Consider the following 22,860-nt stretch of genomic DNA (forward strand, 5'->3'; position numbering starts at 1 on the left):
GAGGGACCGCTCCTGAGGGAGCGCGGCCGCACCCGAGGGATCAGGGGCGGGCCGTGCCCATGTAGTCCGCCCAGATCCGGGCCGGGAAGGCGTTGCCCCGCTGCCCCTCCTCGCCGCCCAGGTCCGACACCGGCAGGAGCGGGCCGCCCTCCGGCTTCGTACGGAACACCGTGACGGCCGTGGACAGATTCCCGCTCCAGCCGGTGAACCAGGCCGACTTCAGCCGGTCCTGGTCACCGGTGCGCCCCGCCGACCACGAGCCCCCGTCCGGGTCGCGGAGGGCGCGCGCCACCTCCTCCGCCACGTCCTTGTCCAGCGCCTGCCGCGCCTTCGCCCGGCTTTCGAAACCGCCCACCGACGCGCCGTCCTTGATGACCTTGGTGACGGAGTAAGGGTCGTTCTGCAGGCCCTGGTTGGCGAAGGTCCCGTACGCCGCCGCCATCCGGATCGCGCTCGGCGTGGACGTGCCGACGGGGAAGGCCTGTTCCAGCTCGGCCATGCTGCTCTTGAGCAGGCCCGCCCGGACGGCCGTGTCCCGCACCTTCTTCAGTCCCACCTCCTGGCCCAGCCGCATATAGGTCGCGTTGCCGCCCGCCGTCAGGGCCTGGCGGAGGGTGGGGTGGTTCCCGTCGGGGCCGGAGTCGCGGCCCGAGTCCTGCGCCGGCCGGAGCCTGCCGCTGTCGTCGTAGTAGCTGCCGGGGTCCACGCCGTTCTGCAGCGCGGCGGCGAGGACGAAGGGCTTGAAGGCGGATCCCGCCGGAACGCCCGACGTGTCGGCGTTGTTGGCGAAGTGCTTCGTGGCGTCGGGCCCGCCGTAGAGCGCGAGGACGGCGCCGTCCGAGGGCCGCACGGAGGCGGCCCCCGCCTCGACGTCCGTATCGGATTCCGGCCGCTTCTTGGGGTCGATGCCCTTGCCGAGGACGCCGTCGACCGCCTTCTTCAGCTGCTGCATGCGGCTCTTGTCGAAGGTGGTGTGGATCCTGTAGCCGCCGTGGGCCAGATCCTGGTCGGTGAGCATGGCCCGCTGCCTGATGTCCTTGTTGGCGACATCGACGAGATAGCCGGCCTGGCCGCCGAGCCCCGCGGACATCGACTGCTTGCGGGGCTCGGGGAAGGAGCGGTACGTGTCCCGCTCCGCCTGGGACATGCGCCCGGTCTTCACCTCCCGGTCCAGGATCCACTTCCAGCGGTCCTCGGCCCGCTCGTGGTTGCTCCTGCTCACCGCCGGGTCGTAGAGCTCCGCGCCCTTCAGCAGGGCGGCGAGCATGGCGCCCTGGCTCGGATCGAGCTTCTTCGCCGGGATGCCGTAGTACGCCTGGGCGGCGGCCTCGATCCCGTACGCCCCGCGCCCGAACCAGCTGGTGTTGAGGTAACCCTGCAGGACCTCCTGCTTGCTCTTCGTGCGGTCCACCTTCAGCGAGATGACGAACTCCTTGACCTTGCGGGTGGCGGTCTGCTCCTGCGAGAGGTAGGTGTTCTTCACGTACTGCTGGGTGATCGTGGAGCCGCCCTGGGTCTCCTCGCCCCCCGCCGTGCTGGCGAAGGCCCGCAGGAGGCCCTTGAACGACACCCCGCGGTCACGGTAGAAACTCTCGTTCTCGGCCGCTATCACCGCGTTCTGCGTGGACTCCGGCACGTCGGACAGCCGGACGATGGTGCGGTTGACCTCGCCGACGCTCGCCAGCCGTGAACCGTCCGACCAGTAGTAGGTGTTGGCCTCCTGGCGGGCCGCGGCGTTCTCGTCGGGGATGTCGACGCTCGCGTAGACGCACGCGAACAGCCCGGCCACGCCGCCGAGGCCGAGCAGGAAGGTGCCGCCCGTCAGCCGCCACGACGGCAGCCAGCGGCGCACGCCCCGTCTGCCCTGACGGGGGTAGTCGATGAAGCGCTTGCGGGCTTCCGGTTCCTCTGTCCTGCGGCGGCGGGGACGCAGCTTGTGCCGGTTCTTACTCAAGGGCTGATCGCTCTCGACGGAAACGGGGACGTCAACGAAGACGATCATCGACCAAGATCCGGTTCAGCGATCCATGTGAGCGTTCCATGACAGCCCCCCCGGGGGGCGCACGGCTATTGAGCCACGCGGCCCACCACTGCAAACACGCCGCCGGGCCGGCGCCGCCCCGGCGGCCCGGCTGTCCGGAAGCGGAACGGGCTTCCTGCGGCGCCGGGGATTTCCGCCATGGCGCGTTCCGCTTCCCTCGGCGCCCGGCCTGCGGTGTCGCTGCGAGCGCCGCCCGCGGCGTACGAGGAGTTGTTGCCAACCGCCGACCGGCCGCTTTTGCGCACTTGCCGGTGGCCTGCCACCCGCGGGAATGCAGGGAGTTGAAAGCACGACTTCCCGGGACCGTGCGCTGACCCGAAACCCTCTGGTTCGCCCGTGGCGGGAGCTCCTAGATTTCCGGGCGGCAGGGCGAAGGCCTCGGGCGTTTTCCGGGGCCCCAGCCGAGAATCCCGTAGGAAAGGAATTCGGCATGCCGAAAACCAGGAAGATCGCACTCGGCACCGCCGCGGCGGGCCTCCTCGCGGGTACCGTCGCACTGACCGGGACCCCGGCCACGGCCGCCCCGGCCCCCGCGACCGTGACCAAGTCCATCCAGGTCTACAGCGACGACACCAACCTCGACGAGTACGCCGGCGTCGACGTGTGGACGCGGGACTCCCGCCACAGCTGGCAGGTGTGGGACCTCACCCAGCTGCACGACGGCTCCTACACGATCAGAGGCCGCCACTTCGGCAAGTGCCTCTCCGCCACGAGCCGCGGCCAGAAGGTGACGCAGAGCCCCTGCAACTCGGGGAACCTGGCCCAGCGCTGGACCCTGGACACCACCGCGGACACCACCACGATAGAAAGCCTGAAGTTCAAGGGGGACGTCCTCCAGGCGCACGGCATGGACCAGCCGGTCTATCTCCAGGCCAAGGGAACGGGCAGGGCCGCCCAGCAGTGGGGCCTGTACGTCAAGTAGCTTATAAGGCCGGGTAATTCGTTCACCGGCCCGAGGCAAGAGAATTCGGCGCATTACCGCTGCCCCGCAACCCGCATGAGTGAGCCCGGCGTGCTGATACGCCGGGCTCATTCCTGCGTTCCCGCCCGCTTTCAGCTCTCGGTGAGCCCCGCGACCAGCTCGTCGGCCGCGGCGTACGGGTCCAGCGTGCCCGCCACGATGCGCTCGGCCAGGGCGCCGAGCCGGCGGTCGCCGTGGAGGTCGGCGATGCGTTCGCGCAGGGCCGTGACGGCGATGGTCTCGACCTCGCGGGCGGCCCGGGACGTGCGGCGGTCCGCGAGGACACCCCGCTCCTCCATCCAGGCCCGGTGCTTCTCCAGCGCCTCGACCAGCTCGTCCGTGCCCTCGCCGCGCGCGGCCACGGTCTTGACGATCGGGGGCCGCCAGTCGCCCGGGCTCCTGGACTCGCCCAGGCCCAGCATGTGGTTGAGCTCGCGGGCCGTGGCGTCGGCGCCGTCGCGGTCGGCCTTGTTGACGACGTAGACGTCGCCGATCTCCAGGATGCCCGCCTTCGCGGCCTGGATGCCGTCACCCATGCCGGGGGCCAGCAGCACCACGCTCGTATCCGCCTGGGAGGCGATCTCCACCTCGGACTGGCCGACACCGACCGTCTCGACGAGGATCACGTCGCACCCGGCCGCGTCCAGGACGCGGATGGCCTGCGGGGCGGCCCAGGCCAGGCCGCCCAGATGGCCGCGCGTGGCCATGGAACGGATGTACACCCCCGGGTCGGAGGCGTGGTCCGACATCCGGACGCGGTCGCCGAGCAGGGCGCCGCCCGAGAAGGGCGAGGACGGGTCGACGGCCAGCACCCCGACCCGCTTGCCCATCCGGCGGTACGCGCTGACCAGCGCCGACGTGGACGTCGACTTGCCGACGCCCGGCGAGCCCGTGAGGCCCACGACGTACGCGCCGCCGGTCAGCGGGGCCAGGGCGGCCATGACGTCGCGCAGTTGCGGGGACGCCCCCTCCACCAGCGAGATCAGCCGGGCCACGGCGCGCGGCCGGCCTTCGCGGGCCTGCTCCACCAGTGCGGGGACGTCCACCATTCAGTGCTCCGTTCCGGTAATCCTCGGGAGGCGTGAAATCACTTGCCGGGGACGCGGATGATCAGGGCGTCGCCCTGGCCGCCGCCGCCGCACAGGGCCGCCGCGCCGACGCCGCCGCCGCGCCGCTTGAGCTCCAGCGCGAGGTGGAGGACGGTGCGGGCGCCGGACATGCCGATCGGGTGGCCGAGCGCGATGGCACCGCCGTTGACGTTCACCTTTTCCGGGGATACGCCGAGGTCCTTGATTGACTGCACGAGGACGGCGGCGAACGCCTCGTTGATCTCGATGAGATCGAGGTCCTCGACCGTCAGGCCCTCGCGGCGCAGCGCGTGCTGGATGGCGTTGGAGGGCTGGGAGTGCAGGGAGTTGTCGGGACCTGCGACGTTGCCGTGGGAGCCGATCTCGGCGATCCACTCGAGGCCCAGCTCCTCGGCCTTGGCCTTGCTCATGACGACGACGGCGGCGGCGCCGTCGGAGATCTGCGAGGAGGTGCCGGCGGTGATCGTGCCGTCCTTGCTGAAGGACGGGCGCAGCCTGCCGAGGACCTCGGTGGTGGTGTCGCCGCGGACGCCCTCGTCGTGGGCGAAGACCACCGGGTCGCCCTTGCGCTGCGGGACCTCGACGGGGGTGATCTCGGCCTCGAAGATGCCGTTCTTCTGGGCGGCGGCGGCGCGCTGGTGGGAGCGGGCGCCGATCTCGTCCTGGGCGGCGCGGCCGATGCCGAGGCGGGTGTTGTGGTTCTCGGTGGAGGCGCCCATGGCGATGGACTCGAAGGAGTCGGTGAGGCCGTCGTGGTCCATCGAGTCGAGCATCTCGATGGCGCCGTACTTGTAGCCCTCGCGGGACTTGGGCAGCAGGTGCGGGGCGTTGGTCATGGACTCCTGGCCGCCGGCCACCACGATGTCGAACTCGCCCGCGCGGATGAGCTGGTCGGCCAGCGCGATGGCGTCGAGGCCGGAGAGGCAGACCTTGTTGATGGTGAGGGCGGGGACGGACATGGGGATGCCGCCCTTGACGGCCGCCTGGCGGGCCGGGATCTGCCCGGCGCCGGCCTGCAGCACCTGCCCCATGATCACGTACTGCACCTGGTCGCCGCCGATGCCGGCCCGGTCGAGCGCGGCCTTGATGGCGAAGCCGCCCAGCTCGGCCGCGGAGAAGCTGCGCAGGGAGCCGAGCAGCTTGCCCATGGGCGTGCGGGCGCCCGCGACGATCACGGAAGTGGTGCCGGCTTTGCCGTTCGTACCAGTCATGGCAGCGGCCCTTTCGGGTGGTGGATGGTCGACGGGGCATCCGGCGCTTCCGGCCGGGGGTCCGGGGGTTGCCCCCCGGGGAGTGCAGCACGGTGGTTTCCGTCAATGTACTGAGCGGTACCCGCGGGGTCACCGGGCAGCGGGTGTGATCGCAAGCACGTTGCGTACACGTTGCGTGACCAAGCCGTGCGGCGGTGCACTGGTGCCATGCTGACGCGTATCGACCACATCGGGATCGCCTGCTTCGACCTCGACCGGACTGTCGAGTTCTACCGTGCCACGTACGGCTTCGAGGTGTTCCACACCGAGGTCAACGAGGAGCAGGGCGTTCGCGAGGCCATGCTCAAAATCAATGAGACCTCCGACGGCGGGGCCTCCTACCTGCAGCTGCTGGAGCCCACGCGGGAGGACTCCGCGGTGGGCAAGTGGCTGGCGAAGAACGGCGAGGGCGTTCACCACATCGCGTTCGGCACGGCGGACGTGGACGGGGACTCCGAGGGCATCCGGGACAAGGGCGTGCGGGTGCTCTACGACGAGCCGCGGATCGGTTCGATGGGCTCGCGGATCACCTTCCTGCACCCCAAGGACTGCCACGGCGTGCTGACGGAACTGGTCACCTCGGCGCCCCCGGCGGACCGGGAGCACTGACCCTCACCTCCCCCGGCCGGTAGAGTGCGGGTTCGGCCGGGGTTCTGGGGTGGGGGCACCGGACCGGGCTGTACCGATGATCTGACACCATTTCTTCGGAAGGGCGGGCTCCGGATTCCAACCGATACACGCGGGAACGGGCCGGCCGCCAAGGCGACCAGGGGACGGATGGGACCGCGCAGTGCGGGGCAACGACCGCTACGAGGCTGACGACCACCTCTCGCAATTCGAAGCCGAGATGGAGCGGCTGAAGAAGGAGCGGGAGAAGGCGGTCCAGCACGCCGACGACCTCGGCTACCAGGTCGAGGTGCTGCGCGCCAAGCTCCACGAGGCGCGCCGCAATCTCGCCCACCGCCCGGCGTACGACACCGCCGACATGGGTTACCAGGCGGAGCAGTTGCTCCGTAATGCCCAGATTCAGGCGGATCAGATGCGCACGGACGCCGAGCGCGAGCTGCGCGAGGCCCGGGCGCAGACGCAGCGTCTGCTGCAGGAGCAGGCCGAGCGCCAGGCCCGGATGGAGGCCGAGCTCCACGCGGAGGCCGTCGCGCGCCGCCAGCGCCTGGACGAGGAGCTCAACGAGCGCCGCCAGACCGTCGAGTCGCACGTCAACGAGAACGTGGCCTGGGCCGAGCAGCTGCGTGCGCGCACGGAGTCGCAGGCCAGGCGGCTGCTGGAGGAGTCCCGGGCGGAGGCCGAGCAGGCGCTGGGCGCAGCCCGCGCGGAGGCCCAGCGGCTGGCCGAGCAGGCCCGCGCGCGCCTGAGCTCCGCGGCCGACGAGGCCCGCGCCGAGGCCGAGGCCCTGCTGCGCCGCGCCCGTACGGACGCCGAGCGGCTGCTGACCGCCGCGTCCGCGCAGGCGCAGGAGGCCACCGACCACGCCGAGCAGCTGCGCGCGTCCGCCGGTACGGAGAGCGACCAGGCGCGTACGGTCGCGGCCGAGCTCACCCGTACCGCCGAGGCCCGCCTGCAGGAGGCCGATACGGCGCTGCGCGAGGCGCGCACCGAGGCCGAGAAGCTGGTCACCGAGGCGAAGGAGAGCGCCGAGCGCCGCCTGTCCGGCGCCGAGTCGGAGAACGAGCAGCGCACCCGCACCGCCCGGGCCGAGATCGCCCGGCTGGTCAGCGAGGCCACCAAGGACGCCGAGGCGCTGAAGTCCGAGGCCGAGCAGCTGCGCGCGGACGCCGCCGCCGAGGCCGAGCGGCTGGTCGCCGAGGCCGCCGAGAAGGCCCGCAGCGCCGCCGCGGAGGACTCCGCGGCCCAGCTGTCCAAGGCCGCCCGGACGGCCGAGGAGGTCCTGTCCAAGGCCTCCGAGGACGCCCGCGCCACCACGAAGGCCGCGGCCGCCGAGGCGGAGCGGATCCGCAAGGAGGCCGAGGCCGAGGCCGAGCGGCTGCGCGCGCAGGCCGCGGACACCGCCGAGCAGCTCAAGGGCGCGGCGAAGGACGACACCAAGGAGTACCGCGCCAAGACCGTCGAGCTCCAGGAGGAGGCACGGCGGCTGCGCGGCGAGGCCGAGCAGCTGCGGGCCGACGCCGTCGCCGAGGGCGAGCGGATCCGCGGCGAGGCCCGGCGCGAGGCGCTGCAGCAGATCGAGGAGGCGGCCGGCACCGCCGAGGAGCTGCTGGCCAAGGCCAAGGCCGATGCGGAGGAGACGCGCAGCGGCGCGGCCGCCGACAGCGAGCGCGTCCGGTCGGAGGCCGCCGAGCGGGCCGCCTCCCTGCGCAAGCAGGCCGAGGAGGCCCTGGAGCGGGCGCGCACCGAGGCCGAGGAGATGGCCGAGGAGGCCGAGGACCACGCCGAGCGCACCCGCGGCGAGGCCGAGGAGGCCGCGCGCAAGCTGCGCGAGGAGGCCGAGAAGGCCGCCGAGGCGCGCCGTGCCGAGGCCGATGCGGAGCTGACCCGGCTGCACACCGAGGCCGAGCAGCGCGTGGAGGCCGCCGAGGAGGCGCTGCGCGACGCCCGTACGGAGGCGGAGCGGCTGCGCCGCGAGACCGCCGAGGAGACCGAGCGCCAGCGCACGGAGTCCGCTGAGCGGGTGCGCACGCTGCAGGCGCAGGCCGAGACCGAGGCGGAGCGGCTGCGCGCCGAGGCCGCCGAGGAGGCCGCCGCCGCCCGCAGCGAGGGTGAGTCGGCGGGCGCGCGGCTGCGCGCCGAGGCCAATGCGGAGGCGGAGCGGCTGCGCAGCGAGGCGCAGGAGACCGCCGACCGCGTGCGGGCCGAGGCGAACGCCGCGGCCGAGCGCACGGCTACCGAGGCCGCCGAGGCCCTCGCCGCCGCGCAGGAGGAGGCCGCCCGCCGCCGGCGCGAGGCCGAGGAGCTGCTCGGCGACGCCCGTACGGAGGCGCAGGCCGAGCGCGAGGCGGCGCGCGAGCAGAGCGAGGAGCTGCTGGCTTCGGCGCGCAAGCGGGTCGCGGAGGCGCAGGAGGAGGCCCAGCGCCTGGTCGAGGAGGCCGAGCAGCGCGCCACCGAGCTGGTGTCGGCCGCCGAGACGACCGCCCAGCAGGTGCGGGACGCCGTCGCGGGGCTGCACGAGCAGGCCGAGGAGGAGATCGCCGGGCTGCGCTCGGCCGCCGAGCACAACGCGGAGCGCACCCTCACCGAGGCCCAGGAAGAGGCCGACCGCGTCCGTACCGACGCCTACGCCGAGCGTGAGCGCGCCGGTGAGGACGCGGCCCGGATCCGTGCCGAGGCGCAGTCCGCGGCGGAGGCCGCCGCGGCGCTCGCCGAGCGGAAGGTCGCCGAGGCGATCACCGAGGGTCAGCGCCTGGAGGCGGAGGCCGCCCGCACGCTGGAGGAGGCCACCGACAGCGCCCACGCCAAGCTCGCCGAGGCGGGCGTGCAGGCCGACGAGCTGCTCTCCGAGGCCATGGCCGAGGCGGAGAAGCTGATCGCGGAGGCCGAGGAGACGGCCGAGGCGGCCCGGCGCGACGCCGCCGCCACGGCCGACGAGGCGCGGTCCGCGGCCGCGGCCCGCCGCTCGGAGGCCGCCGAGCAGGCCGATGCGCTGATGGCCGAGGCCACGACCGAGGCCGAGCGGCTGGTCGCCGAGGCGACGTCGGTCCTGGAGGAGGCCCGCGAGTCCGCGGAGGCGCAGCAGGCGGAGGCGGCCGAGGAGGCCGCCCGGCTGCGCGCCGAGGCCGAACGGACGGTCACGGAGGCCCGCGAGGCCGCCGAGGCGCACCGCAGCGAGGCGGCGGAGGCCGCCGAGGCGCTCCTCGCCAAGGCGAAGGCCGACGCGGAGCGCACGGTGGCGGAGGCGTCCGCCCGCTCCAAGCAGATGCGCACCGACGCCTCCGACGCCCTGGCGTCGGCCGAGCAGGACGCGGCGCGGGCGCGCGCCGAGGCCCGCGAGGACGCCAACCGGATGCGCAACGAGGGCCACGCCGAGGCCGAGCGGATCATCCGCGAGGCCGAGGAGCTCACCTCCGGGGCGCAGGGCGAGGCCGACCGCATCGTCGACGAGGCCCGCGAGGCCGCCGGCCGGCACCGTACGGAGGCGGCCGCGCAGGCCGACGAGCTGATCACCGAGGCCACGGCCGAGGCGGAGAAGCTGCGGGCCGAGGCCGTCGAGACGGTGGAGAGCGCGCGCCGCGAGGCGGCCCGTACGGCCGAGGAGGCCCGCGAGGCCGCCGAGGCCGTCCGCGCGGATGCCGCCGGGCAGGCCGAGCGCACGCTCACCGAGGCGGACGCCGAGTCCGAGCGGCTGCGCACCGACGCCGCCCGGGTCCTCGACGAGGCCCGCGAGGCGGCGAACACCCGCCGCACGGAGGCCGCCGAGCAGGCCGACACCCTCGTCGCCGAGGCGACGGCGGAGGCCGAGCGGATGGCCTTGGAGGCCTCCGAGGCGCTGGCCGCCGCGCAGGAGAACGCCAACAGCACGCGTGCGGACTCCGCGCGCATCAAGGCCGACGCCGTCCAGGAGGCGGAGCGGCTGCGCGCCGAGGCCCGTGCCGAGGGTGAGCAGACCGTCGACGACGCCCGTGACGCCGCCGCCAAGCGGCTGGCCGACGCCGGCGAGCAGGCGGACGCCCTGATCGCCAAGGCGCAGGAGGAGGCGCTGCGCACGGCCGCGGCCGCCGAGGAGCAGGCCGACACGATGGTGGGCGTGGCCCGCCGCGAGGCCGAGCGGATCGTCGCGGAGGCCGGCGGCGAGGGCAACGCCCTGGTGGAGCAGGCCCGTACGGACGCCGACACGCTGCTCGCCGAGGCCCGCGGGGACGCCACCGCGATAAGGGAGCGCGCCGACGAGCTGCGCTCGCGCGTCGAGGGCGAGGTCGAGGAGCTGCACGGCCGGGCGCGCCGCGAGGCCGCCGAGGCGATGCAGTCGGCGGGCGAGCGCTGCGACAAGCTCGTCGCGGCCGCGACCGAGCAGCTGGAAGAGGCCGAGGAGAAGGCGAAGAAGCTGCTGTCCGACGCGAGCAGCGAGGCCAGCAAGGTGCGGATCGCCGCGGTGAAGAAGGCGGAGGGGCTGCTCAAGGAGGCCGAGCAGAAGAAGGCGGCTGCCGTACGCGAGTCGGAGCGCCTGCGCACCGAGGGTGCGGAGGAGGCAAAGCGCCTTGTCGAGGAGGGAAAGCGGGAGTTGGAGGTCCTGGTGCGCCGTCGCGAGGACATTCAGGCCGAGATTTCCCGTGTCCAGGACGTGTTGGAGGCGTTGGAATCTTTTGAGGCCCCGGGGGCCGGAAGCGCCAAGGATGGCGGGGTGAAGGCAGCGGCGGGTGCCGGTGCTACTCGTTCGGGTGGCAAGCAGTCACAGAAGTAGCCACTCAAACGGGGGGACATTCTCCAGATCTGCCAACCATTCACCTGATGACACGCCGCTCGCACCCCTAGGATTCCCTCTATCACCTCACCGGTCTCTTATGACAGGAACCCCATGAGTGACACTTCCTCCCCCTTCGGCTTCGAGCTTGTGCGGCGTGGATACGACCGCGGCCAGGTGGACGACCGCATTACCAAGCTCGTCGCCGACCGAGACAGCGCACTGGCACGCATCACCTCTCTGGAAAAGCGCATCGAGGAGCTGCACCTCGAGACGCAGAATGCTCAGGCCCAGGTCAATGACGCCGAGCCGTCCTATGCGGGGCTGGGGGCGAGGGTCGAGAAGATCCTTCGGCTGGCCGAGGAAGAGGCCAAGGATCTGCGTGAGGAGGCCCGGCGCGCCGCCGAGCAGCACCGCGAGCTTGCCGAGTCCGCCGCCCAGCAGGTGCGCAACGACGCCGAGTCGTTCGCCGCCGACCGCAAGGCGAAGGCGGAGGACGAGGGCGCGCGCATCGTCGAGAAGGCCAAGGGCGACTCCGCCCAGCTGCGGGCCGAGGCCCAGAAGGACGCCCAGTCCAAGCGCGAGGAGGCGGACGCCCTCTTCGAGGAGACCCGCGCCAAGGCGGCCCAGGCCGCGGCCGACTTCGAGACCAACCTGGCCAAGCGCCGCGAGCAGTCCGAGCGCGACCTGGCCTCCCGTCAGGCCAAGGCGGAGAAGCGGCTGGCGGAGATCGAGCACCGCGCCGAGCAGCTGCGCCTGGAGGCGGAGAAGCTGCGCACGGACGCCGAGCGCCGCGCCCGCCAGACGGTGGAGACCGCCCAGCGCCAGGCCGAGGACATCGTGGCCGACGCCAACGCCAAGGCGGACCGCATCCGCAGCGAGTCCGAGCGCGAGCTCGCGGCCCTCACCAACCGCCGCGACAGCATCAACGCCCAGCTGACCAACGTCCGCGAGATGCTGGCCACGCTGACCGGCGCCGCCGTCGCCGCGGCCGGCGTCCCCGGTGACGACGAGCCGATCTCCCGCGGCGTCCCGGCCCAGCAGAGCCGCTGAGCCCCGGGCCGCTGACCTTCCGGGACACCCGTCCTGCCCTGTGCGCCGCCTGTGCGGACGCACGGGGCAGCGGTCGTCGCCCGGCTCCCGGGCCACTCCCCCGGCCCGCTCCCCCGGACGGGCCGCTACCCCTGGCGGGGCCTGCCGGTCGCCCTTACCGTGGCTGAATGATCGAGCTGCAGGGCCTGACCAAGCGCTACGGCGACAAGCTCGCCGTCGACGGCCTCACCTGCACCGTCCGCCCCGGGATCGTCACCGGCTTCCTGGGGCCCAACGGCGCGGGCAAGTCCACGACGATGCGGATGATGCTCGACCTGGACAGCCCCACCGCCGGCACGGTCCTCATCGACGGGCAGCACTACCGGCAGCTGAAGGACCCGCTGCGGACCGTCGGCGCCCTGCTGGACGCCAAGGCCATGCACGGCGGGCGCAGCGCCCACAACCACCTGCTGTGCCTGGCGCAGAGCAACGGCATCCCGCGCTCCCGTGTCCGTGAGGTTCTGGACACCGTCGGCCTGACCTCGGTGGCCGGAAAGCGCTCCAAGGGCTTCTCGCTCGGCATGGGGCAGCGCCTGGGTATCGCGGGCGCGCTGCTGGGCGACCCCCGGATCCTGATGTTCGACGAGCCCGTCAACGGGCTGGACCCCGAGGGCATCCACTGGATCCGCAATCTGATGAAGAACCTCGCCTCCCAGGGGCGTACGGTCTTCGTCTCCTCGCACCTGATGAGCGAGATGGCGCTGACCGCCGAGCACCTGATCGTCATCGGCCAGGGCCGGCTGCTGGCCGACACCTCGATGGCGGACTTCATCGCGCAGAACTCTCGGTCGTACGTGAGGCTGCGCGCCCCCGAGACCGAGCGGCTGCTGGACGTGCTGGCCGGAGCCGGGATCACGGCGGTGACCACGGAGGACGGCCATCTGGAGGTCGACGGCACGGAGGCGGCCCGGCTGGGTGAGCTCGCCGCGCGGCACCAGCTCGTCCTGCACGAGCTGAGCCCTCAGCAGGCGTCCCTGGAAGAGGCCTTCATGCAGCTGACCGCCGAGTCGGTGGAGTACCACGCGCACAGTGCGCCGCCCGTGGGCGCGGGCGCTCCGCCGGGCGGCGGCGCAGCGGTGCCGCCCGGCGGCGGGTGGGGAGCCGACTGGCGGAAGAAGGGATCCTGACGATGGCGGTGGTGGGGCAGGTCCTGCAATCGGAATGGACGAAGATCAAATCTGTCCGCTCCACGGTGTGGACACTCGGTCTCGCGCTGGTGGTCACCGTCGCGCTCGGCGCGCTGATCAGTGCTTTCTCCCGCAGTAACTTCGATCGTATGCCGGTGAGGGAGCAGGTGAATTTCGACCCGACCTTTACGAGTTTCGCGGGAATGGGACTCGGCCAGCTCGCCATGATCGTGTTCGGGGTGCTGGTGGTGTCCAATGAATACAGCACCGGAATGATCCGCACTTCGCTGGCGGCGGTTCCGCAGCGGGGTACGTTCCTCTTCAGCAAGATCACTATCGCCACTCTGATCGCGTTCGTCGTCGCGATGCTGACCAGCTTTGTCTCCTTCTTCGTCGGCCAGTCGATGCTCGGCAGTCACCGGACGTCGATCGGTGACGCGGGAGTCCTGCGGGCGGTGATCGGCGGCGGGCTCTATATGACGCTGATCGCGGTGTTCTCGATGGGGGTCGCGGCGATGCTGCGCAGCCCCATGCTCTCGCTCGGCATTCTGATGCCGTTCTTCTTCATCATCTCCAGCATTCTGGGCGCGGTGGAGGCGACGAAGAAGGTCGGGCAGTACCTGCCCGACCAGGCCGGCCACAAGGTCATGCAGGTGGTGACGATCGGCGACGACGCTCCGTACGGGCCGTGGGGCGGCTTCACGATCATGGTGCTGTGGGTGGCGGCGGCGCTCGTCGGCGGATACGTCGTGCTGAAGCGGCGTGACGCGTAGCCCCTGCGGGGAGCTATGGAATACGGGGCGCCCGCGCGCTTTCGAGGAGCTGCCGTGACCGACCGCAGTCTGAGGGCCCTGGGGCTCGACGGCCCGCCCGCCGAGCTGCCGCTGACCTATCCCGGGCGCCCGGTCGAGGAGCCCGCCCTGCTGACGGGCGGCGAGCTGCTGCCGCTGCGGCCGGGGCCGGGCCCGCTGGACGGGTGGCGGGTGGTGACCGGCATGGAAGGCGCGGAGCCGGGCCTCGACCTCTTCCTCGACCGGATGCACGCCGCGCGCGTCCGGTCCCGGCACCCCGTACTCGCCGTGGGGTCCAACGCCTCCCCCGCCCAGCTGCACCACAAGCTCACCCGGCGCGGCACGGGGGCCACGGTGCCGATGGCGCCCGTGGAGGTGCACGGCATCGGGGTCGCGTGCTCCGCGCACATCGGGCGGCACGGTTACGTGGCCGCGGCGCCCTACGCCGATCCCGCGGCCCGGCGCACTCTCGTGGCCGGCTGGCTGGACGCCGCGCAGCTGGCCGTCGTCGACGAGACCGAATTCAACTACCGCCGGCTGTGGGTGCCGGGCGAGCGCTTCCCGATGACCCTGCCCTCCGGGAGCCCGCTCGGCGGCGCGTACCTCTACGTGAGCCTGCACGGCGTCCTGGCCGATCCGGCCGGGGGCGGGCCCCGCGCGGGCGGCGGCGACCAGGGCGGTCTCCTGAGCGAGCTGCTGGCCGCCTCGCAGGCCCTGCGCGAGCTGCTCGGTCCGGGCCCGGAGCAGTGGGTCGCCCGGGCGCGGGCGGACGAGGCGGTCCGGGCCGAGGGGCGGGCGGTCTTCCGCCGCGAGGGCTGGGTGCTCCCCGACGGGCTGCCCTTGGGCGATCAGCCCAGTGACCCCTCTCGCCCCTCCCACCAGGCCCTTCCCACCCCGCGCAGCTGAATCGCGAGTAACGGGAACCGTCAGCTCCTCGTTATGCTCCTAACCCTTACGGGGCCTTACGCCCAAAAGAGCTCGCGAGGGGCGGAGAATGATCGAGGCAGTCGGTCTGACAAAGCGCTACGGCGCCAAGACGGCCGTACACAATCTGTCGTTCCAGGTGCGGCCCGGGGCCGTCACCGGCTTCCTGGGTCCGAACGGATCAGGCAAGTCCACGACCATGCGCATGATCCTGGGCCTGGACGAACCCACGTCCGGGCGCGTGACCATCGGCGGCCACCCCTTCCGCAACCTGCCGAACGCCCCGCGCCAGGTCGGTGCGCTGCTCGACGCCAAGGCCGTGCACGGCGGGCGCAGCGCCTACAACCACCTGCTCTCCCTCGCGCAGCTCGGCGGCATCCCGGCCCGCCGGGTGGACGAGGTCCTCGGCGTCGTCGGCCTGCAGGGCGTCGCCAAGCGCCGCTCCAAGGGCTTCTCGCTCGGCATGGGCCAGCGCCTCGGCATCGCCGCCGCGCTGCTCGGCGACCCCCAGGTGCTGCTCTTCGACGAGCCGGTCAACGGCCTCGACCCCGAGGGCATCCTCTGGGTCCGCAATCTGATGAAGCAGCTCGCGGCCGAGGGCCGTACGGTCTTCGTCTCCTCGCACCTGATGAGCGAGATGGCGCTGACCGCCGACCACCTGATCGTGATCGGGCGCGGCCAGCTCATGGCCGACATGAGCGTCAAGGACTTCATATCCGCGAACTCCGCGGACTTCGCGCGCGTGCGCACGCCGGAGACGGAGCCGGCGAGCCGCGAGAAGCTCACGGCCGCCCTCGTCGAGGCCGGCGGCCAGGTGCTGTCCGAGCCGGACGGCGGCCTGCGCGTCACCGGCCTGCCGCTGCCCCGGATCAGCGACGTCGCCCACGGGGCCGACGTCCGCCTCTGGGAGCTCTCGCCGCACCAGGCCTCGCTGGAGGAGGCGTACATGCGGATGACGCAGGGCGCGGTCGACTACCGCTCGACGGCCGACCAGCTCGCCGCCCTCGCCCCGCCGCCCCCGGGACCCGGCTACGGCCACCCCGGCGCCCCCGCCCCGCAGGGCTGGGCCCCGCCGGAGGGCAACCCCTACCCCGTGCTCCCGGGCGAGCAGCCCAACCCGTACGCGCAGGCCCCGGCCGCCGCCCCGCAGCCGCCGCAGGCCGCCCACCCGGCGGCTCCGCAGCCGCCCGCGGGCCCGCCGCCCGCCGCGCCGGCCCCGCAGCCCGCCCCCGCCCCCGCCCCCGCCCCCGCCCCCGCCGACCTCACCAAGCGCGACAGCGAGGACGCCCGATGACCACCCCCCAGCCCCAGGCGGCCCAGCCGGCGACTCCGCAGGCCGCCCCGCAGGCCCCGCCGCACGCCGCGCCCGGCTACTGGCCCGGCACCGCGCCCGCGGGCGGCACGGTCGGCTACGTATCGCCGATCCCGGTGCGCAAGGCGACCCTCATGGACGCCGTCGCGGCCGAGTGGACCAAGATCCGCTCCGTGCGCTCCACGATCTGGACGCTGAGCATCATGGTCGGGATCATCGTCGGCATCGGGCTGCTGATCGCCGCCGGCGTCAACGGCGCCGGCAGCGACATGCGCGGCACGAACGCGCTGGCCGCCGGATTCTTCAGCGTGATGCTCGGCATGATCTGCGTGCTCACGCTCGGCGTGCTGACGATCTCCTCCGAGTACGGCACGGGCATGATCCGTACGACGCTGACGGCCTGCCCCGACCGCATCCGGGTGCTGACGGCGAAGGCGATCGTCTTCTTCGCCGTGACGTTCGTGATCACCATGGTCTGCACGGCACTGGTGGGGATGATCGACACCGGACTGCTGGACGACCAGGCGGAGTTCGCCTCCACCGGCGGCGAGTGGCTCAAGGTGACGGTCGGCACGAGCCTGTTCATCGCCCTGCTCGGGATCATCTCCCTCGCCATGGGCACGCTGCTGCGGCACTCCGCCGGGGCGATCACGGTGATGCTGGGCGTGGTGCTGCTGCCGCTGGTCGTGGCGATGTTCATGTTCACCGAGAGCCTGTCGAGCCTGCGCAAGGCGCTCTTCGAGTACTCGATCCCCATGCAGCTGTCCGTCTTCTACGGCGTCTCCGGCGACGACTCGGCGACCAGCCTCAGCGGCTGGGACCCGCTGTGGATCATGGCGATCGCCGCGGCCGTCGCACTCGGCGGCGCCTACGCCTCGCTGCTGAAGCGCGACGCATAACGGAAGACCCGCCTTGCAACCCCTCAGTAACGGGGGGCGTTACGAGACCGCTGGAGCCGCGCGCTCCGGCGGTCTCTCGCGTTCCAGCAGGACTTGTGCCAGTGCCGCCGGTCGTCGACTCCGGCGCCGTACTGCGGCCAGGCCACCAAGTGCGGCACCCCCGGCGGGATCTCCTGATCGCACCCCGGGCAGCGGTAGTGCTTCGTGGCCGCGCCGCCGCCGATCGTGCGCACCGCCCACTCCTCGCCCTGCCAGTCCTCGGTGCGCTCCAGGCCGTAGCGGTCGCCGCCCTCGCCGCGGGGGGCGTCGGACTGCTTGTCTGCGCCGCCTCGCGGGCGGTTTCGGCGCGGAGACACGGGGCACCTCGGTTGGTCTGGGGAGCTACGGGCCGTGACCAGGTTACGCGCCAGAGTCACCGTGGCGGGCAGGCGTCCCCCCGGCCCCGCACCGGACGCTCTCCCGATCATCATGAAAACTTAACGCGGAGCCGTGCCCATGGCACGTGTCAGCCGTTATTTCCGGTGGGGGGATGCCGCGTCGGTCGCTAGGAGGAGCAAGAGCGATGCGCGTTGGAGCATTCGTCCTGGCCGCCCAATTCCCCGGACAGGGGCATGCGGAGGCCTTGCACCGGGCCGTGCGGTCGGCGGTGGTCGCCGAGGAGGCGGGGCTGGATGCCGTCTGGTTCGCCGAGCACCACTTCATGCCGTACGGGGTCTGCCCGTCGGCGGTGACGCTCGCGGCGCTGGCCCTGGGGCGCACCCGCCGGATCCGGGTGGGGACGGCCGTCAGCGTGCTGCCCACCACCCACCCCGTGGCCCTCGGCGAGCAGGCCGCCCTGCTGCACCTCGCCTCCGAGGGCCGGTTCACCCTCGGGGTGGGCCGCGGCGGCCCCTGGGTGGACCTGGAGGTCTTCGATTCCGGTCTCGCGGCGTACGAGGAGGGGTATCCCGAGTCCCTGGCGCTGCTGATGCGGTGGCTGCGGGAGCCCCGGGTGGGCGCCGCGGGCCCCCGCTTCCGCTTCCGCGAAGTGCCGGTCGTGCCGCGCCCCGACGATCTGGAGGATCGTTCCGGCCCGCCCGTCGTCATGGCGTGCACCTCGCCGTCGAGCGTCCGTCTCGCGGCCGGGCACGGCCTGCCCATGCTGCTCGGGATGCACAGCGGGGACGAGGAGAAGGCGGAGATGGTCGCCCTGTGGCGCAAGTGCTCGCTGGAGGCGGGGCGTTCACCCGAGGAGATCGCCGCGGCCGCCCATGTCTCCGCCGGGGTCGTGCAGGTCGGGGACCGGCGGCAGGAGGCCGCGGAGATCCTCACCAAGGCCATGCCGGGCTGGCTGCACCAGGGCCTGTCGGCCTACGTGACGATCGACGGCCGGGCGCGCACGATGCGTGATCCGCTGGAGTACACCAAGCTGCTGTGCGAGCTCCATCCCGTCGGCCCGCCGCAGATGTGTGCCGACCGCCTCGCGGCCACCGCGGAGCGCACGGGCATCACGCGCTTCGCCCTGCTGACCGAAGGCTCCGGCGACCTCGCCGCCACCGAGGACAATCTCCGCCGGCTCGGCACCGAAGTGCTGCCGCTGCTCTCCTGATCTTCCCCTCCGCCCCCTGCGCTGACCTTCCCCTCCGCCGCTCCGCCCGGGCGTCGCCCGCTCCGTCCCCTCCGGCCGTTCCCGGGCCGCTGCCGCTCCCGCACTTGATCGACACCTCCCGCGTGCGGAGCGGCAGCGCCTGCGCCTTCAGCAGTCCCGCAGCTCCGGCGACTGGTTCAGCAGCTGGCCCCGGATCGAGGTGAAGCGGGCCAGGCGCTCGTCCGCCTGCGGGTCAAGCGGGAACACCGCCACCCGATGGCAGTTCTGGAACGCCAGGCGCACACCGAAGTGCCGCTCCAGGGCACCTCGGATGGCATCACTCGCCAGGGCGCGCAGCAGCTGGCCACGGGCCTGCTCGTCCGGCGGAGGCGTCTGGTTGTCGGCGAACTCGCCACCGTCGATCCTGAGCCGGGCCACCAGGGAGCTGATCATCCCCCACGCGTACGGCAGGGAGGTCCGGACGCAGTCGACGAATTCCGCTTCATCGACCTCGCCTCGCTCGGCCTGTTCGAGGAGGGCCGGTGAGACGTCGAGCGACATGGGTTCTCCTCTCGCGACCCCGCGAGCGGGGTCTCAGGGATGGGCGAGCGGACGACGACGCCCCGTGCCCGTACGACGACCGCCCGCTTCAACGGTAATTCGGCCACTGCGGGCGCACCAGGAGAACGCACCGACAACCAGCCACAGCCAAAGGGCCCATCGGGGGCGAATCGCGCCGGGGGGCAGGAGTCGAGTAGCGTTGCGCACCATGCGTCTCGTCATCGCCCGTTGCTCCGTGGACTACGCGGGCCGGCTCACCGCCCACCTCCCCTCCGCCCCGCGGCTGATCCTCGTCAAGGCGGACGGCAGCGTCTCGATCCATGCGGACGACCGCGCCTACAAACCGCTCAACTGGATGTCCCCGCCGTGCACCCTCAAGGAGGGCGACGGCGACGTATGGACCGTGGTCAACAAGGCGGGCGAGAAGCTGATCATCACGATGGAGGAAGTCCTGCACGACTCCTCCCACGAGCTCGGCGTGGACCCCGGCCTCATCAAGGACGGCGTGGAAGCACACCTTCAGGAGCTCCTCGCGGACCGCATCGAGACGCTCGGCGAGGGCTACAGCCTGATCCGCCGCGAGTATCCGACGGCGATCGGCCCGGTGGACATCCTGTGCCGCGACGCCGACGGCGCGACGGTGGCCGTGGAGATCAAGCGGCGTGGCGAGATCGATGGTGTGGAGCAGCTCACACGCTATCTGGAGCTCCTCAACCGCGACCCGCACCTGGCGCCCGTGCGCGGCGTCTTCGCGGCCCAGGAGATCAAGCCCCAGGCCCGCGTCCTCGCCACGGACCGCGGCATCGGCTGCGTCGTCCTGGACTACGACGCACTGCGCGGCATCGAGGACGACAAGCTGCGGCTGTTCTGACGCGCGCGGGAGCACTGCCGAACGCCGGACGGGCTGTACCAGCCGTCCGGCGTTTCGCGTTCCCGCACCCGGGAAAGGCCCGGACTCCCCGCCCGGGAGGGCTCACGCCCCGGCGGACGAGGGGCTGCCGCTGCCGTCCGCCGGCTTGCTGCCCGACGGGCCGCTCGCGGCCGACTGGCTGCTGCTGCCGCCGCCGGCGGGGCCGCTCGCCGAGTTCGACCCGCCGCCGGCCGGCGAGGACGGCGTGGCGGGCAGGGACGGCGACGTCGGGGGCTCCGACGGCTTGGTGCTGCCGCCGCTGCTCCTGCTCGGCGAGGGCGACTGCGAGGGCTTGCCGCCGCCCTGCGAGCGCGACGGGCTCGGCGACGTCCCGCCCGAGGACGGCGGGCCCGACGGCTCGCTGCTGCCGCTCGGGGCGCCGCTGGGCGACGTACTGCCGGAGGCGCCCGGCGAGGCCGAGCCGGAGCTGCCCGCGCCCGGCGAGCGGTTCGGCTTGCCCGGCTTGCCCGGGACCTGGGCGTGTCCGGCCTCGCCCGGGCCCGGCTGGTCGGCGGTGAGGCTGTTGTCGCCGTCCTGCTGGGACGCGGACTGGCCCGGCTTCACCCGTTCGGGCGACTTTCCGTCCTGGCCGCCGGAGGTCACCCCCAGGGTGACGACCGTGCCGAGGACGGCGGCGAGCAGGGCACCCGCTCCGGCCGCGACGAGGTTGCGCCGGGCGCCGCCCATCATCATCTTCCGGGCCCACGGCTGCCGCGCGGCCCCGCGCTGCCGCTGGGCGCGCTCGGCCGCGAGGCGGGCGATGACCGTCGTGGCGACCTGGTCCGGATCGGCGCCGGGAGCCGCCGGGGCCGCAGCGGGAGAGGACACCGAGGGCGGCACGGCGGACTGCTCGCTGCGGGCGGCCGGGATCTCCTCGCCCGCGGGCGTACGCCCCGCAGGGCCACCGGCGGGCCGCGACACGGGCGGCTGCGGCACGGGCGGCACCGGGGCGGCGCCGCGGGCGTCGGTGCCGGGTGCGGCGGCGGGCGAGCCGCCCGCGGTGAGCCCGGAGCGGTCGGCGACCAGCGCCAGCGCCCGGCGGCCCGCTATGGCACCGCGCTTGTCGGCCATCACTCCGCGCATGCCGACGGACGCCTCGAGCTCGGCGCGGGCCCGCTGCAGGCTGCCGGTGCACAGCGCCAGCACGCCCAACTCGTGGTGGAAGTAGGCCTCTTCGCCGACCTCTCCGGCGCGCCGGGCGGCCTCCTGGCCGTACCGCAGGACGCGCTCCCAGGCGCTCCAGTGCAGGGCGGCGGCGAAGGCGGGCGCCGCGGTGCGGGCGAGCAGGACGGCCGCGGCGCGGTGCCCGGGGTCGCCGCCGGCGGCCAGGGCCGCGAGCGCGGCGAGGATCGCATCGGCCTCGGCGGCCGCCCGCTCGGGAGCGACGGAGGGGTGGCCGGTCCACCAGGCGTAGTGCTGGGCGGCGGAGTGGGCGCGCTCGGCCGCGCCCGCGCCGTAGCCCTCGGCGGCGAGCTGGTCGGCGACGCCCGCGGCGAGCCGGTAGTGCCCGGCGACGGCGGTGATCAGACCGCAGGCGAGCAGTTCGCCGACGGCCGCGTCGGCGTGGGTGTCGCCGGCGAGCGCGGGCAGGTGGGCCTGGTGCGGGACCTCGCCGCCGAGGGCGAGGGCGAAGCGCAGGGTCTCGCGGGAGGCGTCGTCGAGGCGGGAGGCGAGCGGCGCGGCCGGGCGGGACGCCTCGGCGAGCGGGGGCAGCCGCACGCCCTGCGCGGCGCCGGTCTCGGCCTCGGCCTCGGCCGCGGCCACGTAGGGCCGCTCGGCGAAGACGCCGAACTCGTCGGCCGCGGCGGAATCGGCGCTGATGGCGTCCTTCCCCGGACCGTCTCCCCCGGCCACCGCCGGGGGTGCCCCCAGCGGCGTCCCCAGCCGCAGCAGCGCGCCGGCCTGGACGAAGCGCAGCGGCAGGCCCTCGGACTCGAACCAGAGGTCCGCCGCCCAGTCGGCCTCCTCGTCCGTCAGGGGCCGGTCGACGCAGAGCTCCAGCAGCTCCAGGCACGCGGTGCGGTCGAGGCCGCCGAGGAAGACCTCTTCGACGTGCGAGTCGGGAGAGGGCGCGGCGACGTCGGGGGTGGCCGAGAAAAGGAAGGCGCACTCGGGGGTGGCGTCGAGGAGCTCGTCCAGGGCGAAGCCGCCGAATTCGAGGTCGTCCAGGACGACGACGGCGCCGATCTCGCGGACGAGGGAGAGCAGCCCGGCGCGGTCGGGGCGGTGCAGGGGCGCGTGGTGGACGGCGGCGAAGAGGTCGTACAGGACGTCGGTGACGGTGCGGTGGTAGCCGGTGAGGCGCACGACGCCGTCGGGGGCGAGGTTCGCGCAGTCGTCGGCGACGGCGTCCAGCAGGGCGCTGCGGCCGGAGCCCGAGGGGCCGGTCAGCCGGACGGAGCGGCCGCGCGAGAGCAGCCGGGAGAGCCGCTCGCGCTCCTCCTGGCGGTGCAGCAGGGGAAGCTCGGGGCCGGCCTGGCGGGCGGGCGGCGGGGGCGCGGCGGCGCGGAGCAGCTCGGCGCGCTCCTCGGGGGTGTGTCTGCCGGGGCGCGGGGGCACCTCGCCGGGCAGGCAGGGCTCGATCTCGCTGCCGTCGACGGGGTTGACGGTGAGGGCGTAGTCGCCGGCGACGAGCCGGACCACGCGGGCGAGCCCGGGGGCCTGCTCCCCGGCCTCGGTGCCCGGGAGGTCGCGCGGGCCGCCGCCCTCCGCGGACTCGTGTGCGCCCTCGCCGAATTCCTCGGGTCGGTTCGTCGGGTCCATGGTGAAAGCCCCCCAAATGCGTGGCGTGCCGTCCTGCCCTTCCGGCCTGCCGCACTCCTCAACCCTCGGCCGGGCATACCGGCCGGCGCTTCATCGGTGCCCGCCGTGGGCTCTGTTATGCGGCCTTTCGCGGCGGGAAAACCGAACCTCAGACCTGCGCACAGTATCCATGAAGCGAAGGGGGCCCCGCTGCCCGGGGCATG

The 22,860-nt window shown here is 73.4% G+C and carries 17 protein-coding genes; 11 read left to right on the forward strand and 6 right to left on the reverse strand.

Features of this window, described 5'->3' with window-relative positions:
• Positions 1–40: 40 nt before the first annotated feature.
• Positions 41–2,002, reverse strand: a complete 1,962-nt coding sequence (locus tag IE241_RS14450; RefSeq protein WP_190022112.1) for a transglycosylase domain-containing protein — start codon at positions 2,000–2,002, stop codon at positions 41–43.
• Between the two features lie 469 nt (positions 2,003–2,471).
• Here IE241_RS14450 and IE241_RS14455 point away from each other — a divergent pair, with 469 nt between their 5' ends.
• On the forward strand, positions 2,472–2,963 hold the full coding sequence (locus IE241_RS14455) for an RICIN domain-containing protein (protein WP_190022113.1): 492 nt from the start codon (positions 2,472–2,474) through the stop codon (positions 2,961–2,963).
• A gap of 131 nt (positions 2,964–3,094) precedes the next feature.
• On the opposite strand, the gene meaB is transcribed toward IE241_RS14455, so the two are convergent.
• Both meaB and IE241_RS14465 read right to left on the reverse strand, forming a co-directional pair.
• Positions 3,095–4,051 (reverse strand): methylmalonyl Co-A mutase-associated GTPase MeaB, encoded by a 957-nt coding sequence (gene meaB, locus IE241_RS14460; RefSeq protein ID WP_190022114.1) that lies wholly within the window; start codon positions 4,049–4,051, stop codon positions 3,095–3,097.
• A 38-nt stretch (positions 4,052–4,089) separates the two neighbouring features.
• On the reverse strand, positions 4,090–5,265 hold the full coding sequence (locus IE241_RS14465) for an acetyl-CoA C-acetyltransferase (protein WP_190022214.1): 1,176 nt from the start codon (positions 5,263–5,265) through the stop codon (positions 4,090–4,092).
• Positions 5,266–5,508: 243 nt separating this feature from the next.
• On the opposite strand from IE241_RS14465, the gene mce reads away from it, so the two are divergent.
• The 8 genes from mce to IE241_RS14505 all read left to right on the forward strand — a co-directional run bounded on the left by mce (position 5,509) and on the right by IE241_RS14505 (position 16,856).
• Positions 5,509–5,949 (forward strand): methylmalonyl-CoA epimerase, encoded by a 441-nt coding sequence (gene mce, locus IE241_RS14470; RefSeq protein ID WP_190022115.1) that lies wholly within the window; start codon positions 5,509–5,511, stop codon positions 5,947–5,949.
• Positions 5,950–6,130: 181 nt separating this feature from the next.
• Complete coding sequence (scy, locus tag IE241_RS14475) at positions 6,131–10,711, forward strand: polarized growth protein Scy (RefSeq protein WP_190022116.1); 4,581 nt, start codon at positions 6,131–6,133, stop codon at positions 10,709–10,711.
• Between the two features lie 114 nt (positions 10,712–10,825).
• Positions 10,826–11,764 (forward strand): coiled-coil domain-containing protein, encoded by a 939-nt coding sequence (locus tag IE241_RS14480; RefSeq protein WP_058046316.1) that lies wholly within the window; start codon positions 10,826–10,828, stop codon positions 11,762–11,764.
• A 167-nt stretch (positions 11,765–11,931) separates the two neighbouring features.
• Entirely contained in the window at positions 11,932–12,930 is a 999-nt protein-coding gene (locus IE241_RS14485) for an ATP-binding cassette domain-containing protein (RefSeq protein WP_190022117.1), read from the forward strand.
• A gap of 2 nt (positions 12,931–12,932) precedes the next feature.
• On the forward strand, positions 12,933–13,703 hold the full coding sequence (locus IE241_RS14490; protein WP_190022118.1) for an ABC transporter permease: 771 nt from the start codon (positions 12,933–12,935) through the stop codon (positions 13,701–13,703).
• A 54-nt stretch (positions 13,704–13,757) separates the two neighbouring features.
• The gene (locus tag IE241_RS14495) at positions 13,758–14,627 is read left to right on the forward strand and encodes a hypothetical protein (RefSeq protein WP_190022119.1); all 870 of its coding nucleotides are present in this window, start codon (positions 13,758–13,760) and stop codon (positions 14,625–14,627) included.
• Between the two features lie 88 nt (positions 14,628–14,715).
• A complete protein-coding gene (locus tag IE241_RS14500; RefSeq protein WP_190022120.1) occupies positions 14,716–15,939 on the forward strand; it encodes an ABC transporter ATP-binding protein in 1,224 nt (407 codons plus the stop codon).
• A complete protein-coding gene (locus tag IE241_RS14505) occupies positions 15,936–16,856 on the forward strand; it encodes an ABC transporter permease subunit (protein ID WP_190022121.1) in 921 nt (306 codons plus the stop codon). Before IE241_RS14500 ends, IE241_RS14505 begins: the two co-directional genes overlap by 4 nt.
• A gap of 23 nt (positions 16,857–16,879) precedes the next feature.
• On the opposite strand, the gene IE241_RS14510 is transcribed toward IE241_RS14505, so the two are convergent.
• Positions 16,880–17,212, reverse strand: a complete 333-nt coding sequence (locus IE241_RS14510; RefSeq protein ID WP_120753757.1) for an Rv1322 family protein — start codon at positions 17,210–17,212, stop codon at positions 16,880–16,882.
• A gap of 206 nt (positions 17,213–17,418) precedes the next feature.
• On the opposite strand from IE241_RS14510, the gene IE241_RS14515 reads away from it, so the two are divergent.
• Positions 17,419–18,444, forward strand: coding sequence for an LLM class flavin-dependent oxidoreductase (locus tag IE241_RS14515; protein ID WP_190022122.1), 1,026 nt, complete (start codon positions 17,419–17,421; stop codon positions 18,442–18,444).
• Between the two features lie 147 nt (positions 18,445–18,591).
• Here the strand turns inward: IE241_RS14515 and IE241_RS14520 are convergent, their stop codons facing one another.
• Positions 18,592–18,984 (reverse strand): SCO5389 family protein, encoded by a 393-nt coding sequence (locus tag IE241_RS14520; protein ID WP_190022123.1) that lies wholly within the window; start codon positions 18,982–18,984, stop codon positions 18,592–18,594.
• 208 nt (positions 18,985–19,192) lie between these two features.
• On the opposite strand from IE241_RS14520, the gene nucS reads away from it, so the two are divergent.
• On the forward strand, positions 19,193–19,855 hold the full coding sequence (gene nucS, locus IE241_RS14525; protein WP_058046308.1) for an endonuclease NucS: 663 nt from the start codon (positions 19,193–19,195) through the stop codon (positions 19,853–19,855).
• A 102-nt stretch (positions 19,856–19,957) separates the two neighbouring features.
• Here the strand turns inward: nucS and IE241_RS14530 are convergent, their stop codons facing one another.
• Positions 19,958–22,657, reverse strand: coding sequence for an ATP-binding protein (locus tag IE241_RS14530; RefSeq protein WP_190022124.1), 2,700 nt, complete (start codon positions 22,655–22,657; stop codon positions 19,958–19,960).
• Between the last annotated feature and the right edge of the window lie 203 nt (positions 22,658–22,860).

The sequence above is a fragment of the Streptomyces hiroshimensis genome, from assembly GCF_014650335.1.
Classification (GTDB): Bacteria; Actinomycetota; Actinomycetes; order Streptomycetales; family Streptomycetaceae; genus Streptomyces; species Streptomyces hiroshimensis.

Excerpts from the sequence above, each read along its gene's own strand:
- IE241_RS14450 (WP_190022112.1), bottom strand. The coding sequence starts at position 2,002 with ATGATCGTCTTCGTTGACGTCCCCGTTTCCGTCGAGAGCGATCAGCCC.
- IE241_RS14455 (WP_190022113.1), top strand. The coding sequence starts at position 2,472 with ATGCCGAAAACCAGGAAGATCGCACTCGGCACCGCCGCGGCGGGCCTC.
- meaB (WP_190022114.1), bottom strand. The coding sequence starts at position 4,051 with ATGGTGGACGTCCCCGCACTGGTGGAGCAGGCCCGCGAAGGCCGGCCG.
- mce (WP_190022115.1), top strand. The coding sequence starts at position 5,509 with ATGCTGACGCGTATCGACCACATCGGGATCGCCTGCTTCGACCTCGAC.
- IE241_RS14480 (WP_058046316.1), top strand. The coding sequence starts at position 10,826 with ATGAGTGACACTTCCTCCCCCTTCGGCTTCGAGCTTGTGCGGCGTGGA.
- IE241_RS14485 (WP_190022117.1), top strand. The coding sequence starts at position 11,932 with ATGATCGAGCTGCAGGGCCTGACCAAGCGCTACGGCGACAAGCTCGCC.
- IE241_RS14490 (WP_190022118.1), top strand. The coding sequence starts at position 12,933 with ATGGCGGTGGTGGGGCAGGTCCTGCAATCGGAATGGACGAAGATCAAA.
- IE241_RS14500 (WP_190022120.1), top strand. The coding sequence starts at position 14,716 with ATGATCGAGGCAGTCGGTCTGACAAAGCGCTACGGCGCCAAGACGGCC.
- IE241_RS14505 (WP_190022121.1), top strand. The coding sequence starts at position 15,936 with ATGACCACCCCCCAGCCCCAGGCGGCCCAGCCGGCGACTCCGCAGGCC.
- IE241_RS14515 (WP_190022122.1), top strand. The coding sequence starts at position 17,419 with ATGCGCGTTGGAGCATTCGTCCTGGCCGCCCAATTCCCCGGACAGGGG.
- IE241_RS14520 (WP_190022123.1), bottom strand. The coding sequence starts at position 18,984 with ATGTCGCTCGACGTCTCACCGGCCCTCCTCGAACAGGCCGAGCGAGGC.
- nucS (WP_058046308.1), top strand. The coding sequence starts at position 19,193 with ATGCGTCTCGTCATCGCCCGTTGCTCCGTGGACTACGCGGGCCGGCTC.
- IE241_RS14530 (WP_190022124.1), bottom strand. The coding sequence starts at position 22,657 with ATGGACCCGACGAACCGACCCGAGGAATTCGGCGAGGGCGCACACGAG.